Annotated in this window: 11 protein-coding genes; 2 read left to right on the forward strand and 9 right to left on the reverse strand. The window is 69.0% G+C overall.

The genetic code is table 11. From position 1 onward, the window contains the following. Positions 1-286: 286 nt before the first annotated feature. Positions 287-469, reverse strand: a complete 183-nt coding sequence (locus tag AAF604_08485; GenBank protein MEM7049682.1) for a hypothetical protein — start codon at positions 467-469, stop codon at positions 287-289. A gap of 227 nt (positions 470-696) precedes the next feature. Here AAF604_08485 and AAF604_08490 point away from each other — a divergent pair, with 227 nt between their 5' ends. After that, positions 697-2,061: an FAD-dependent monooxygenase gene (locus AAF604_08490; protein ID MEM7049683.1), complete on the forward strand. Its 1,365-nt coding sequence runs from the start codon at positions 697-699 to the stop codon at positions 2,059-2,061. Between the two features lie 39 nt (positions 2,062-2,100). On the opposite strand, the gene AAF604_08495 is transcribed toward AAF604_08490, so the two are convergent. Both AAF604_08495 and AAF604_08500 read right to left on the reverse strand, forming a co-directional pair. After that, positions 2,101-4,389 carry a glutamine--tRNA ligase/YqeY domain fusion protein gene (locus AAF604_08495; GenBank protein ID MEM7049684.1) on the reverse strand — a complete coding sequence of 763 codons (2,289 nt, stop codon included), beginning with the start codon at positions 4,387-4,389 and terminating at the stop codon, positions 2,101-2,103. An 83-nt stretch (positions 4,390-4,472) separates the two neighbouring features. After that, positions 4,473-5,750: a DUF418 domain-containing protein gene (locus AAF604_08500; protein ID MEM7049685.1), complete on the reverse strand. Its 1,278-nt coding sequence runs from the start codon at positions 5,748-5,750 to the stop codon at positions 4,473-4,475. A 252-nt stretch (positions 5,751-6,002) separates the two neighbouring features. On the opposite strand from AAF604_08500, the gene AAF604_08505 reads away from it, so the two are divergent. Further along, positions 6,003-6,461: a hypothetical protein gene (locus tag AAF604_08505; protein ID MEM7049686.1), complete on the forward strand. Its 459-nt coding sequence runs from the start codon at positions 6,003-6,005 to the stop codon at positions 6,459-6,461. Here the strand turns inward: AAF604_08505 and AAF604_08510 are convergent. The 6 genes from AAF604_08510 to AAF604_08535 form a co-directional block, all read right to left on the reverse strand. Further along, positions 6,448-7,656, reverse strand: a complete 1,209-nt coding sequence (locus tag AAF604_08510; protein ID MEM7049687.1) for a serine hydrolase domain-containing protein — start codon at positions 7,654-7,656, stop codon at positions 6,448-6,450. The two genes, AAF604_08505 and AAF604_08510, sit on opposite strands and share 14 nt — an antisense overlap. 73 nt (positions 7,657-7,729) lie before the next feature. Next, positions 7,730-9,577: a M1 family metallopeptidase gene (locus tag AAF604_08515; GenBank protein ID MEM7049688.1), complete on the reverse strand. Its 1,848-nt coding sequence runs from the start codon at positions 9,575-9,577 to the stop codon at positions 7,730-7,732. 123 nt (positions 9,578-9,700) lie between these two features. Then, a complete protein-coding gene (locus AAF604_08520; protein ID MEM7049689.1) occupies positions 9,701-10,630 on the reverse strand; it encodes a squalene/phytoene synthase family protein in 930 nt (309 codons plus the stop codon). Between the two features lie 37 nt (positions 10,631-10,667). Continuing rightward, positions 10,668-11,516, reverse strand: coding sequence for an isopentenyl phosphate kinase (locus AAF604_08525; protein ID MEM7049690.1), 849 nt, complete (start codon positions 11,514-11,516; stop codon positions 10,668-10,670). Further along, positions 11,513-12,529, reverse strand: coding sequence for a diphosphomevalonate decarboxylase (gene mvaD / locus AAF604_08530; GenBank protein ID MEM7049691.1), 1,017 nt, complete (start codon positions 12,527-12,529; stop codon positions 11,513-11,515). Before mvaD ends, AAF604_08525 begins: the two co-directional genes overlap by 4 nt. Then, positions 12,526-13,638, reverse strand: a complete 1,113-nt coding sequence (locus AAF604_08535) for a hypothetical protein (GenBank protein ID MEM7049692.1) — start codon at positions 13,636-13,638, stop codon at positions 12,526-12,528. The genes mvaD and AAF604_08535 overlap by 4 nt, the downstream gene beginning before the upstream one ends. Between the last annotated feature and the right edge of the window lie 9 nt (positions 13,639-13,647).

A 13,647-nucleotide genomic window follows, 5' to 3' on the forward strand; every position in this document is an offset into this window, starting at 1 on the left:
TTTGGCGCCGAGGTCGGGGCCGCCCTGGATGGGGGTGAAGGCGCTCGACAGTCGCGCAATCGTGCGGTGGCCCTTGAGCGCAAGAACGCCTCAAGAGAGCGAAGCCGTCTGCTATCAAGCAGACGGCTCTCAAGCCCGATGAGGGCGAGGCGGCGCCTTTGGCGCCGAGGATGGGGGTGAAGCCGCACGACATGTGCGTGCGGCCGAGGGGGGCGCCTTTAGCCCCCCTGAAACAGACAGCCAGCAGGCGCTGAGCAAGTCGCCGCACGACTTGCTCAGCCGCCTGCTAGCAGTGCAGGCAGCGGATTTCCTGGAAGATCTGCTCCTGGTCTCCATCCGCCATTGCGAAATCGATCAGGGCTCGGATCGCCTTGCCGGTGTCCGGCAGGCCGTGTTCTTCGACCATCTTCTCGAGCCAGTCGACCTGGCCCAGGTGGAGTTCGATCTCGACGGTCTGCTTGGCACTCATGGCATATCTCCTTGGGGTTCTGATCCCTCGATTCTAAGTTTCAAAGTGCGTCGAAAGACGCGGCTCAAGACCTTCTAATCTGGCGATTATTCGATTGCCGCATGAATCTCGCTTTCCTTCGTTAGAGGGGAGTGTCTTCCTTTTCCGGGGCCACGGCAAGAGGAGATTGAGATGATCGAAGCGCGATCGCAGATTTTTTGGCAGATACCGGGTCCGGGGACCGCCGCGTGCTGCTAGCCGATCCCACTGCCAAGGTGATTCGCGGTGCGACCTCGAAGTGGCCGGCCACCGCCCGGCGTCGCGGGCTCCAGGGATCTGGCGCAGGGGCTTCGACGGCGGTCATCGTTGGCGGTGGACCGGCCGGCTTGCTCGCGGCTCTCGCCCTCGAGGGCCGCTTCGAGCGCCGCATCGTGATCGAGCGGGGACAGCCGTCCTGCGCCGCAGAGGCGCCGGCGTTGCTGTTCGCGGGCTGTATGGCGCCGCTCGAAGATCTCTGTCCCGGTCTGCCGGCGGAGCTGGTCGCTGCCGGTGCGGTGCCTTTCGATGCCAGCGGTGACTTCCGCTGGACTCAGCGAGGCCGAACGGCCGGTGGCTATCGCACGGGCATCGAGGTCTTGGCGGTGAGCCGGCGGCTGCTGTCGCAGGTTCTGCGTCGGCGACTGGACGGGCAGCCGGCGGTGGAGTTCCATCGCGGCTCCGAGGTCGTCGGCCTCGACCTGGATGACTGCCGAGACTGTATTCGCGGCGTCTTCCTGCGCCCTCTGGACAGCTACGGGGCGCGCAATAGCGGCAGCGACGAGACCTGGATCGGTGCCGATCTGGTGGTCGATGCTGGCGGTCACCGTGGGCAGTCGCCGGAGTGGTTGCGGCACCTCGGTTTGCCGATGCCCGAGGAGAGAGTCCTCGGGCGGCAGATCGCCGTGACCATTCAGGTGTTCCGCTGGCGCCGGCCGGAGCAGGCTCCCTCGGCGGCGTTGTTGGTCGATGCCCCGGGAGGCTCGTCGGCCCTCTATCCGATCGAGGAGGGGCGATGGGTCGCCATGGTCGGGGCGCGCTCGGGCTTCGATTCGCGCTTCGACCCCGGCCTCGCCATCGAGCAGGGGGCGTTGGCTCAGTCCTTACGTCATGGCGAGGCGTTGGGCGCGGCGAGATCCTGGCGCAGCGTTCGGCCGTCGAGGTTGGACTTCGGGGGCGGCATGGGCCGCGCCGCCAGCGGCCCCGCTGGATTCGTGGCACTGGGAGCTTCACTGGCGGCCTTCGATCCCCTGTTCGATCCCGGTTTCAGCGTTTCCGTCGCCACCGCGCTGGCTCTGCGCCGGCACACCGGAGAGGACTACCGGCTGCTCCGGCCGGCCCGCTGGTGGCGGCGAGCGCAGCCGGCGATTCGTCGCGCCACTCGCGCTGCCGCCATCCGCGATCTCGATCCAGCCGAGGGGCAGGGGCAACGGCTGCTGCGCCGAGCCCTCGCTCAGGCGGTGCGCCGGCCGGCCTTGGGGGCGCGGGTCTTCCGGGTCTGGCAGCTGGTCGATCGGCCCGCGGGACTGCTCCTACCGGCACTCTACGGCTCCCTCTTGGAGGCCGCTCGCGGCTGACCGCGCGGGCTCTGGGCCTCGGCCGTCGGCGTTAAGGCCCTATGGCCGGCTCAAGGACTCGGTGAGCAGCTCACGGACCAGGCCGGGATTGGCGGCGCCCTTGGTCGCTTGCATCACCTGGCCGACGAAGAAACCGAACAGCGCCTGCTTGCCGCCGCGGAAGGCTTCGACCTCCGCCGGGCGGCCTGCCAAGATCTCGGCGACGACCTCGGCGAGGGCCTCGCGATCGTCGATCTGGGCCAGTCCCTCGCGGGCCACGATCTCCGCCGGCCGACCCTTCCCGGCGACTACCGCCGCGAAGACCTGCTTGGCGGCACGGCCGGTGATGGTGCCCTTTTCCAGCATCGCCACGATCTCACCGACGTCGCGACCATCGAGAGAGGAGTCGCTCTCCTTGACCGCTGCCAGAGCCTCGTTGATCACCCAGTTGGCGACCGGCTGAGGGAAGTTCGCCACCGCCAGGGCATCGGCGAACAGGCGCGCCGCGCTCGGCTCCGCGACCAGCACCTCGGCGCTGGCGGTGGCGAGGCCGTGCTGCTCTCGGTAGGCGGTGATCGCCGCCTGCTCGGCTGCTGTCCAGGTCTTCTCGCTAGCCGCTGCGGCCGGTGCCGGAAACGGCTTCTTCGGACGGGACTTCGCCTTGGCCGGCGCCTGCCCCTTGGCCTTGGCCCAGGAGTCGCGCAGCGGCACGATGCGGTTGAACACCGGGGCACCGGGCCGGCTGCTCTCCGGCTCGAGATAGAAGTAACCGTGGCGCTCGAACTGAAAGCGATCGCCGGCCGCGGCGGTGGCCAGGCTGGGCTCGATGCGAGCCGCGCTCACGATCTCGAGGGAGTCGGGGTTGAGGTGCTGCTTGAAGTCGACCCCGCCGCTGCCCGGCTGCTCGACCTTGAACAGGCGGTCGTAGACCCGGATCTCGGCCGGAAGGGAGTGGGGCGCCGACACCCAGTGGATGGTGCCCCGCACCTTGCGACCGTCCGGTGCCGTGCCGCCGCGGCTGGCGGGATCGTAGGAGCAGCGCAGCTCGATCACCTCGCCGCTGTCGGGATCTTTGATGACTTCGTCGCAGCGCACCAGATAGGCGTAGCGCAGTCGCACTTCCCGTCCCGGGGCGAGGCGGTGAAACCCCTTGGGAGGATCCTCGGCGAAGTCCGCCCGCTCGATGAAGAGCTGGCGCGAGAAGGGCACCGGCCGGCTGCCTTCGGCGGCGACATCGTGGGGAAAGGACGGGGCGTCGAGCTCGTCGACCTCGCCTTCCGGGAAGTTGGTGATCACCACTTTGAGCGGATCGAGGACCGCCATCACTCGCGGTGCCGTGGGGTTGAGGTCGTCGCGGATGGCGTGCTCGAGCTGGGCGACGTCGACCACACTGTTGCTCTTGGCGACGCCGATGCGGTCGCAGAAGGCGCGAATCGCCGACGCCGTGTAGCCGCGGCGCCGGTAGCCCGAGAGGGTCGGCATGCGGGGGTCGTCCCAGCCCGAGACATGGCCGTCCTGGACGAGCTGCAGCAGCTTGCGCTTGCTGAGCACGGTGTAGTTCATGAACAGGCGGGCGAACTCGATCTGCACCGGGCGGTAGCGGGTGCGGCTGTGGTCGAGCACCCAATCGTAGATATCGCGGTTGTTTTCGAACTCGAGGGTGCAGAGGGAGTGGGTGATGCCCTCCTGCTCATCGGAAAGGCAGTGAGCGAAGTCGTACATCGGGTAGATGCACCACTCGGAGCCGGTGCGGTAGTGGTGGTGATGGCGGATGCGGTAGAGGAGCGGGTCGCGCATCTTCATGTTGGCCGCCGCCATGTCGATCTTGGCTCGCAACGTGTAAGTGCCGTCGGCGAACTCGCCGGCGCGCATGCGGGCGAAGAGATCGAGGTTCTCGGCGATCGGGCGATCGCGGTCCGGGCTCGGCCGGCCGGGCTCGGTGACGGTGCCGCGGTAGTCGCGGATCTCGTCCTCGGAGAGACCGTCGACGTAGGCGAGGCCCGCCTCGATCAGGTGGACCGCGTGCCGGTAGAGGAGCTCGAAGTAGTCCGAGGCGAAGAACAGCTTGTCGTGCCAGTCGAAGCCCAGCCAGCGGATGTCGCGCTGGATCGACTCGACGTACTCGGGATCTTCAGTACTGGGATTGGTGTCGTCGAACCGCAGGTGGCAGACGGCTCCCGGGAACTCCTCGGCGATGCCGAAATTGAGGCAGATCGACTTGGCGTGGCCGATGTGGAGGTAGCCGTTCGGCTCCGGTGGAAAGCGAGTGACGACCCGGCCGTCGTTCTTGTCGGCGGCGAGGTCGCTGGTGATGCCGGAGCGGATGAAATCGAGTGGGCGGTCAGTCACGGAGGTCTCCTGGTTGCAGCAACGGACCGCTTACCCTATAGCAAAGCTCCGGAGCCGGCCAACGCCGACTCCGGAGGGCTCCTTCAGCGCCGCATTGGTTGCAGCTTGCCGTAGGTCATGGAGCGCCACAGCCACTCCACGGGTCCGAAACGGAAGCGGCCGAGCCACCAGTGGCTGAACAGGATCTGAAGGCCGAACATGACGAAGGTCAACCCCAGGCCGACGACCGTCGGCACGCGCCCGTAGAGGGCGCCGCCGTAGCTGTAGGAGAGGGTCGTGAAGACCAGCGAATGGCTGAGATAGTTGGTCAGGGCCATGCGACCGACCGGTATCAGAGGCGACAGGAGCTTCGCTCCACGGGGCGTCTGGACCGCCAAGACCACCGCGAAGATGTAGAAGAAGCACATCACCGGGCTACCGAGGCCGAGGCCGACGACGGAGGCCATGTTCCACCAGGACGGCTCCATCGGCGAGCCCTGCATGCCGGCGAAGACGAACAACCCGTTGGTCAGGACGCCGACCACCAGGAGGGGCCAGATCCAACGTCGGACCATGGGCAGAAACTCCTCCGGTCGGCGAAAGAAGCCGATTTTTCCGAACAGTAAGCCGAGAAGGAACATCGCGAGCACGCTGGGTGCGGCGACCAGCGCGATGAGGTACTGGAACGAAGTCTCCTTGGCGCGGGCCAGGAACACCTCACCGACGGTGCCTTGGGAGTAGGCCGCCTGGGAGCTGGCGATGGCCTCGTCCATCGAGCGCTGACGCTCGGCGTTCTGCTCGGCGATCTGTTCTGCCATCTCCGGAATTCCGGCGACGGCTACCTGGATGATGCCGCCGACGAGCTGCAGCACCGGAAAGATCAAGAGCAGCACGACGGCCCAGATCTTGAGCGTCTTCGGCTTGCAGTTGCGGAATGCGATCAGCAGAAAGCCGAGCATCGAGTAGAGGAAGAGGATGTCCCCGAACCACAGCAGGTAGCCGTGGCAGAGGGCGATGAGCAGGAGGAAGAACATGCGGCGGGCAAAGAAGCCACCGATCTTGCGGCCCTTGGCCTCGGCCCGCTCCATCTGGATCGCCAGGCCCATGCCGAAGAGAAAAGAGAACAGGGTGTAGAACTTGCCCTGGGCGAAGAACTGGATGATCACCCGGGCCACCACGTTGGACGGGCCGTCCCACCAGTGCGAGTTGGTGAACATGGTGGCGAAGGGCGCGAAGAAGAGCGCCATGTTGACCATCAAGATGCCGAGGATCGCCAGGCCGCGCAGCATGTCGAGGACCTCGATCCTCTCCGGGCTGCTGACCGGGCTGAGCTTTTCCGGAACGGTCGGGTTCTCGCCGACCGGTAGTGTCGCTTCAGACATTCGGGTCCCTCCCCATTGTGGATCCGCCGCGGACGCCAGCGGTCGGAAGTTGTTACGCAGACGAAGCGGCGAGGTTCGGGGTCGCGGCGGTCGCGCCTCGCGCCGGCCCCGCGGGCCCTCGCCTTGGACGTCTGTCTTCCGAGGTTGCGAGGTCGATCACGGCCATGCCATAGGATGGGCCCATCCTGACATGAACGGCCCTGCGGGGCACCGGACGGTCGGCGTCGCCGGCCGAGGAAGGGGAAGAACGCGATGCTTCGAGCGACCGCCGCCGTCGTCGCCGGCTACATCACCATGGTGGTCTGGGTGATGGTGACCCTGACCATCGCCTGGGTGGCGGTGGGTCCCAGCTTCGCTTTCCAGGATGGCACGGTCAACGTCACCGCCGGCTGGTTGGCAATCAACCTGCCCCTGGGATTGGTGGGAGCCATCTTCGGCGGCTTCATCACCGCCTGGGTGGGCCGTTCCTGGGGGCCGGTCAAGGCTCTGATGGTGGTGATCGTGGTGGTCAGCGTGCTCTCGATGTTGGTGCAGGGCAGCAAGCCGGAGGTCCCGGCGGATCTCGATCTGAGCTCCCTCGAGGCCGCCAGCTATGCCCAGCAGCCGGGGTGGTACGCGGTCGTCGTGGCGCTGGTCGGGGTGGTCGGGGTCTACCTCGGTGGCGGGCTGCGCCTACGTCCCGGCAAGGCCAGCGAGGTCACTCCCGAGTGAGGTGCTCGAGGACCTCACGCACCGCATCCTGACCCCGAGGAGCGCCGGAGTTGGTGGCCACCACCGCCACCAGATCGCGCTCCGGCAGAACCCGGACAGCGGCGAGAAAGGCCGTGTTGCTTCCGGCGTGGGCCAAGGTACGGTGGCCCTTGGAGTCCCGCTTGACGCCCCATCCGAGAGCGTATTCCTGGTTTCGGGAGTCCTCGTGCAGGCGCGCGAAGGTGGTCTTGGCGAGCAGAGTGCCCTCGCCGCGGGCACCCCTCAGGTGGAACGTCCCCCAGGTGAGAAAGTCGAGAATCGTGGCGTGCACCGTGCCCGCCGGGCCGAGGACCGGCGGGTTGTCGGCGAACGGCCCGGGGCCGACCGGCAAGGGAATGCCGAAGAGCTCGCGGTGCCCCCAGGGTTGGTCGACGGCGCCCACCGTTCCTGGCGGGCCGAACCCCGCCGAGGTCATGCCGAGGGGGGCGAACAGGCGCTCTTGGAGGAGCTCCTCCCACGGTCGGCCGGTGATCGCCTCGGCGACGGCCCCGGCGATGATGTAGCCCTCGTTGGAGTACTCCATGCGGCGGCCCGGAGGGTGCTTCGGAGGGATGGCCAGGATGTTGGTCAGAGCTTCCCGGCGCTGCTCGTCGAGGGGGCCGGTGAGGCCTCGCAGCATCGCCATCTGCTGGCGGTCCGGGCGTCGATCGTCGCCGAGGCCGGAACGGTGGAGGAGGAGTTGCTCGACGGTGACCTCGCGGTAGGCCGGAGCGAAGCCGGCGGCGAGGTCCGGGAAGACCTCGCCGAGGGTGGAGCTCCAGGCCAGGTCGCCGGCCTCGACCGACAGCGCCAGCAGGGTGGCGGTCATCGCCTTGGTGCAGGAACCGAGGTGAAAGCGGTCGTCGAGCTCGATGGCCTGATGGCTGCCCGCCCGGCGCACCCCCACGGCGCCGGCTGCGAGGGGGCCGTCGGAGCGACCGAAGGCGGCCGCCAGCGCCGGCAGAGCGTGGCGCTGGCGCACCTCTTCGAGATAGCCATCGAGGGAGTCGAGGCCGAGAGGCAGGGCCATGGCCTCGGCCGGCGGCGGGCGACGCTCGGAAGCGGGATCACCGATGCGCTCGACGGTGCGCTGCCAGCCGTAAGCGCCGACCACCACGACGGCGACGGCGAGGCCGGCACAGCCGGTCAGGCAACCGAAGATCCGTCCCTTGTTCAACCCTCGATCTCCTGGGCTGGTTGCGGAGTCGCTCGCGATGCGGGCATTCAGCGCCCGGTGCTCGATGCCGGCGTCACGTCGCCGCGCCGAGGAGGTCGTCGAGGGTGCGCTGGGACACGGCGTGATAGCCCGGACGGGCCTGTTGGTAGATCGCGTTGGCGCGCTGGCGACCTTCCGGGCTGGCGATCAGGGCGCGGTAGAGAGGGACCAGGAACTTGCGCCGCCCGACGGTGGTGAGGAACTCCTCGAGGGCCTCGTCGACGGCGCCGTAGCCGGCCCCGACGGCGCGCTCGAACCAGAGGGCCGCGATCTCCGAGTTGCCGGTCGAGGTGAGGTCGAAGCGCCGGTCGAGCTCGGCGAAGCGCTCCGCCGGCAAGTCCTCCGGCAGGGCGCGCAGGAAGCGCAGCCACTCGTGGGCGGTCCAGCCCTCCGGGTCGAGCTCGCCGCCGGCCAGCCAGGCCTCCCCCTGGGCGTCGACGGCCGCGAAACGCTCCGAGGTGGGGACCTGCAGACTGGCGGGAATGCCGGCACCGAAGATCCACTCGCGCACTCCCAGGCTCTCGAGCTCTGCAGCTGGTATCAGGTACTGCTCGAGGTCGGCGAGGAAGACTTCGGTGGTGACCGGCCGAAAGGCGTGACGATCGAAGTAAGCCCGCAGAAACTCGTCCCAGGCTTCGCGGCCCACCGACTGCTCGAGGTAGCGCAGCAGGAAACGGCCCTTCTCATAGGCGATGTTGGTCATCCCGTCGTCCGGATCACGGCCTGCGAGGTCGAGGCGAAGATGGGTGTCCGCCGCGTCGCTGCCGAGGTCTTCGACCTCCGCCTCGAGATCCTGGTAACCGAGGGAAACCAGCATGTCCGACACTTCGGGGCCCTCGATGGCCTCCATCAGACGGCCTTCGAAATAGGTGGTGAAGCCCTCATTGAGCCAAAAGTCGTTCCACGAGGCATTGGTGGCGAGGTTGCCGGACCATGAGTGGGCGAGCTCGTGGGCGATCAGCGACACCAGCGAGCGATCGCCGGCCAGAATGGTGGGGGTGGCGAAGGTCAGGCGGGGATTCTCCATTCCGCCGAAGGGGAAGCTGGGCGGCAGGACGAGAATGTCGTATCGGCCCCAGCGATAGGGGCCATAGAGGGCCTCGGCGCTCTCCATCATGCGCGGCGTATCGGCGAACTCCCAGGCCGCGGCTGCCAGGGTCTGGGGCTCGGCATAGACGCCATTGCGCTCGTCGAGGGCCTCGAAGGCGAGGTCTCCGACCGCCAGGGCGAGGAGGTAGGACGGGATCGCCTGCGGCATCTCGAACTCGTAGATCCCTTCGGCGTTGCGCTCGACCGGATTCTCGGCGCTCATCAGGGCGAGGAGCTGGGGTGGCACCTGGAGCCGCGCCTCGTAGGTCATGCGAACCGCCGGTGTGTCCTGGCAGGGGACCCAGGTGCGGGCCAGGATGGCCTGCGACTGGGTGAACAAGAAGGGGTGCTCGCCGCCGGCCGTCTGGCGCGGCTCGAGCCACTGCACGGCCGCCGCCTCGGGCGAGGTCTGGTAGTCGACGTGAATGCGCTCCGTGGACGGTGGCAGGCCGACGGTGAGGGCCTGTCCGAGGGTGCCGATCTCGTCGCCGAGGGTGAAGCTCAGGGGATTGCCGGCGTCGTCTTCGACGGCCTCGATGGTGAGGTCGCGGGTATCCAGGACGACCTCCGCGGCCTGGTGTCCGGGAGTCAGCGAGAGGGAGGCGCGTCCCTTCAGCCGGCGAGCCTCGAAGTCGACCTCGAGATCGAGGGCGAGATGCTCGACGGCGACTTCGTCCGGGCGCGAGAAAGAGTGCAGGGTGGTGTCCTCGGGGACTTCGGTGATCACCTCCGCGGGGGCACAGCCGAAGGCGAAGAGTCCGAGAGAAAGGAGCGCAATCGATGTCTTGAACATGGGGTCATCCTCCGACTCGGACCGACGGCTTCGGCGTCGTCCGAAGTTTGGGCGCGATCGGGGTTTGGTCCCGATCCAGCGGAATCCTACTAGGCGATCGAGGTTGGCGGGGCAGAGGCGCGATCAGGAGCTGAGGGCGGCCGGCACTTCGACCGCCGGACGCTCGGCACCGATCGCCTCTTCCATCGCGGCGACGATGGCGAAGACCTCTTCACGGGTCAGCTTGGCGCCAGCACCGCGCGCCTCGACCCGGTCGAGAGTGGCCCAGGCGAGGCGCACCGGCAGCGCCGTGAACGCCACCAGGCCGTGCTCGGCGCCGGACCGCTGCAGAGTCTGGACGTACTCCGTGGCTGCCACCAAGTCCTGCCGCGCCCGCTCGAAGACCTGCTCGAGCTGCACACCCGGGGGGAGAAAGCGTCGCCCCTCGACGGCATCGTCGGCGGCGTCCTTGAGGATGTTGGTCAGCTGGAGGCCTTCGCCGAAGGACCGGGCGCGGGCGGCGAGGGCCGGCCCGGCGGCGGTGAGGGCGGATCGGTCGAGCAGGAAGAGGTCGGTCAACAGCTCGCCGACGATGCCGGCGACGATGTAGCAGTACTCCACCAGATCGTCCATGTCGCGCAGCTCGAGGTCGCCCACGTCGTTGGCGCGCTGGACGAAGTCGGCCATTCCGCGAGTGGTCCGCCGGGTGTGGTGGCCGATGATGCGGCGGGCTTGCGGCGAAAGCTCGAGGAAGGCGTCGAGCACCGCCGGCACCTCGGCGACGAGCTCGAGGTAGCCGGCGTGGGCGCTGGGTAGCTCGCGGCGCCACTCCTGGGCCAGCCGGCGCGCCAGGCCGGCGTCCGGAGCGGCGAGTAGCTGGTCGAACTCGGCGAGGGCCGAGCGCCGGCGTTCGCGGGTCCAGACGGCGGCGTCTTCGAAGGTGTCGGCGATGCGGAACAGCAGGTAGGCGATGGTGACTTCGCGGCGCGTCGGTTCCGGCAGCAGGGGAATCGACAGCGCGAAGGTGCGGCTGGTTTTTTCCAGCAGGAGATCGAGATCGGGTAGGGAGGTCACCGGCACCGCAGGGTATCAGACTTTTTTCAGCAACCTGCTAGCTCAAGTCGAGGGCCGGGATGCGGGTGCCGGGGATGGGCTCGCCGCGCAGGGCGCGGGTCAGGTGACCGGCGACGCGGCCGTCGAAGATGAGCGACTCGACCCCCCGGCGGGCGAGCTCGAAGGCGGAGCGCACGCGGTGTTCCATGCCGCCGGTGACGTCGGTACCGGAGGCCCCGGCGAGGGAGGACGGCAGGGTTCCCGGGGTGAGCTCCGGCAGGAGCCGGTCGGCGTGGTCGAGGACGCCCGCGGTCTCGCCCAACCAGAGGGCCCGAACCGGCGTCTTTCCCCAGCGCGGCAGGGTGGTGGCGAGGGCCATGAAGATGGTCTCGGTGGAGCAGATGGCGATGCCTTGACGGCGGTCGAGGACGACGTCGCCGTAGACCGTCGGCAGGAGCCCATGGTCGAGGCTGTGCACCAGCGGCTCGGTGAAGACTTCGACCACGGAGCGTTCTTCGCACACCATGAAGCTCGACGGGGCGAGGGAGAAGGGATGGGCCCCGGCGGTCTCGAGGGCGCCGACCACCCGGCGATGGAGGGCGGCGGCCAAGCCCTGGGTCTCGGAGACACCGCTCCTCTGCTCGTCCCGGCGGAGGCCGTCACGCAGACCGTGGCGGTGCGCCGCGACATGACCGAAGGAGCCGCTGCCGTGGCCCAGGACGACGTGGGCAGGTCTTTCCGAAAGGGCTGCGGCGAGCTCTTCGGCGAGGCCGGCGATGACCTCCGGGCGGGCGGTCTCGGCCTGCCCCTTGTCGGTGATCAGGCTGCCTCCCAGCTTGACGAAGATCACTTCCTCGTCGAGACCGGCGGGGTGGCCCGGGAGGGGGGCTGGCGAAGCGTCCGTCACAGCAGGTGGTCCTGGTTGAACCGGGGGCCCGATCCACAGTGGTCGCGCAGCACGTTTCGAACCCCCGGCAGGGCCTCGAGCCGGGCGTCGGCTTCCTCGTCATGGCCCGGCGGACAGAGCACGTGGACGTTGGCTCCGGCGTCCATGGTGGCGTAGACCGGCAGGCCGGCATCGTGCCGCAGATTACGCACCGCCGCCAGCACTTCGAGGGTCGCCGGCGTCCAATAGAAGATCGCCGGGCGCGACGACATGGCGATCAGGTGGAGCTCGATGGCCTCCTCTTCGATCACCGGCCCGAGGCGCTCGATGTCGCGTTCGCGCAGGCCGCGGCGGACCTCTTCGAGGCGCCGCGGCAGCTCCGTCAGTCGGCGCGCGAAGTGCGGGCTGCTATGGCAGGCCCGGTGACCGTCGAGGGAAGACACCGCCTTCGGACCGGTTTCGACGATCGCCACCAGGTCGTGCAGCGGCCAGTGGTCGGAGGGCAGGATCTGCTCGGCCCAGGGATCGTCTTCCGGCGCCGCGGGCCCTGGCCACTCGACGAAGCCGCCTTCGAGGGAGCGGGAGGCCGAGCCGGAGCCGCTGGCGCGAGCCAGCAGGGAGAGCTGGTGCGTTTCCGCCTCGCGACCCAGGGCGCGAACCGTCGCCAGGGTGAGGGCGGCGAAGCCGGAGGCCGAAGAAGCGATGCCGGCGGCACTCGGAAAGCTGTTGCGGGTGGCGACCCGCAGGCGGCCGCGGCGGTCGGCCCAGCGGCGCAGCCGTTCGAGGTGCTGGACGGCGCGCTCGGCGAAGGCGGCGCTCGCCGGCCGGCTCTGGCCGTGATCGTCCACCAGCCAGACCTCGTCGGCGCCGGGATGGTCCTCGTCGAAGCACACGGTGGTGGTCGAGCGGCAGCGCTCGAGGGTCATCGACAAGGAGCGATTGCTGGGCAGAACCCGCTCGAGATCGCGGGCACCCCAATACTTGATCAAGGCGATGTTCGAGGGCGCGCTGGCGGTGGCCCGGCCGGTGGTCATGGAGCGATCTCCTGGCGCTGCACTTCGAGGCCCGGCGCCCCCAGGGCGACCGGGTAGGGAGTGAGGTGAGACAGACCGTCCCAGCCGGCGAGGCGGGCTGGATCGGGGTGATAGACCAGCAAACAGCCGGCGGCGGTGCCGCTGAGGGCACCGGCACCGGAGATCTTGGCGGCGCCGCCTTGGGCCTCGATCGCTCGCACCAGGGCGCGCACCGGTGCCGGCACCACCCCGAGCTCTTCGAGGGCGCGCTGGCAGGCGGTGATCAGCTGGCAAAGGAGGGCGCCGTCCTCGCTGTTGCTGGCGAGCTCTCGGCGCAACCCCTCGGTGGCCTCCCGAATGATCTCGAAGACTCGATGGCTGGCTTGCGGAGCGGCGGCGACGTGCTCGCGCACCGCCGCCACGACGGTGCCGGTGGATTCCGCCGGGGCGCCGGTCTGGAAGATCCGCAGGTGCTCGAGAGCCGGCGAGCGCAGCTCACAGGCAGCCCGGCGGCCCTCCGCCGGCTCGGTCCACAGGATGCCACCGTGAATCACCGTGGCGCCATCGATTCCCGAGGGAGTGCCGTGCTGGCGCCGTTCGACCTCGAGGGCGATGCGCTCGATCTCCGCCAGCCCCGCGGGGGCGCTGCGCAGCGCCAGGTAGCCGGCGACCAAGGCGACGGCGGCGGCGGCGGAGCTGCCGAAGCCGGCACCCACCGGCAGGCGAGTCTCGACTCGAGCGGAGATCGACGGGCCGTGGCTCTCGCCCAGGAAAGCCGCCGCCTCGCCGAGGGCGATGCGCGCCAGGTGTCCGGCGCTGTCCTGCTGCGGGCTGACGAAAGGGGTGCGCCGGGGGGCCGAAAACCAGCTTTCCCAACGCTCCCGGGCGGCCTGCGTGTAGGCGACGATCTCCTGCCAGGGAACGCGCGAGTCGACGGTCAAGGCCGGCACCGCGAGGTGGACCCGCTCCGGTCGTTCCGGCTCGGGGCCGCGCAGGGCGGCCGTCAGACGCAGATCGATGGCGGCTACCAGCGCAGGGTAGCCGTAGACCGCGGCATGCTCGCCCATCAGGATGAGTTTCCCGGGGACGGACGCCGTCGCGCGCCAGGCCGCCGGAGTGGTCTCCGGCATGACTCGAGG

Source organism: Acidobacteriota bacterium (assembly GCA_039028635.1).
In the GTDB taxonomy this organism is placed as follows: domain Bacteria; phylum Acidobacteriota; class Thermoanaerobaculia; order Multivoradales; family JBCCEF01; genus JBCCEF01.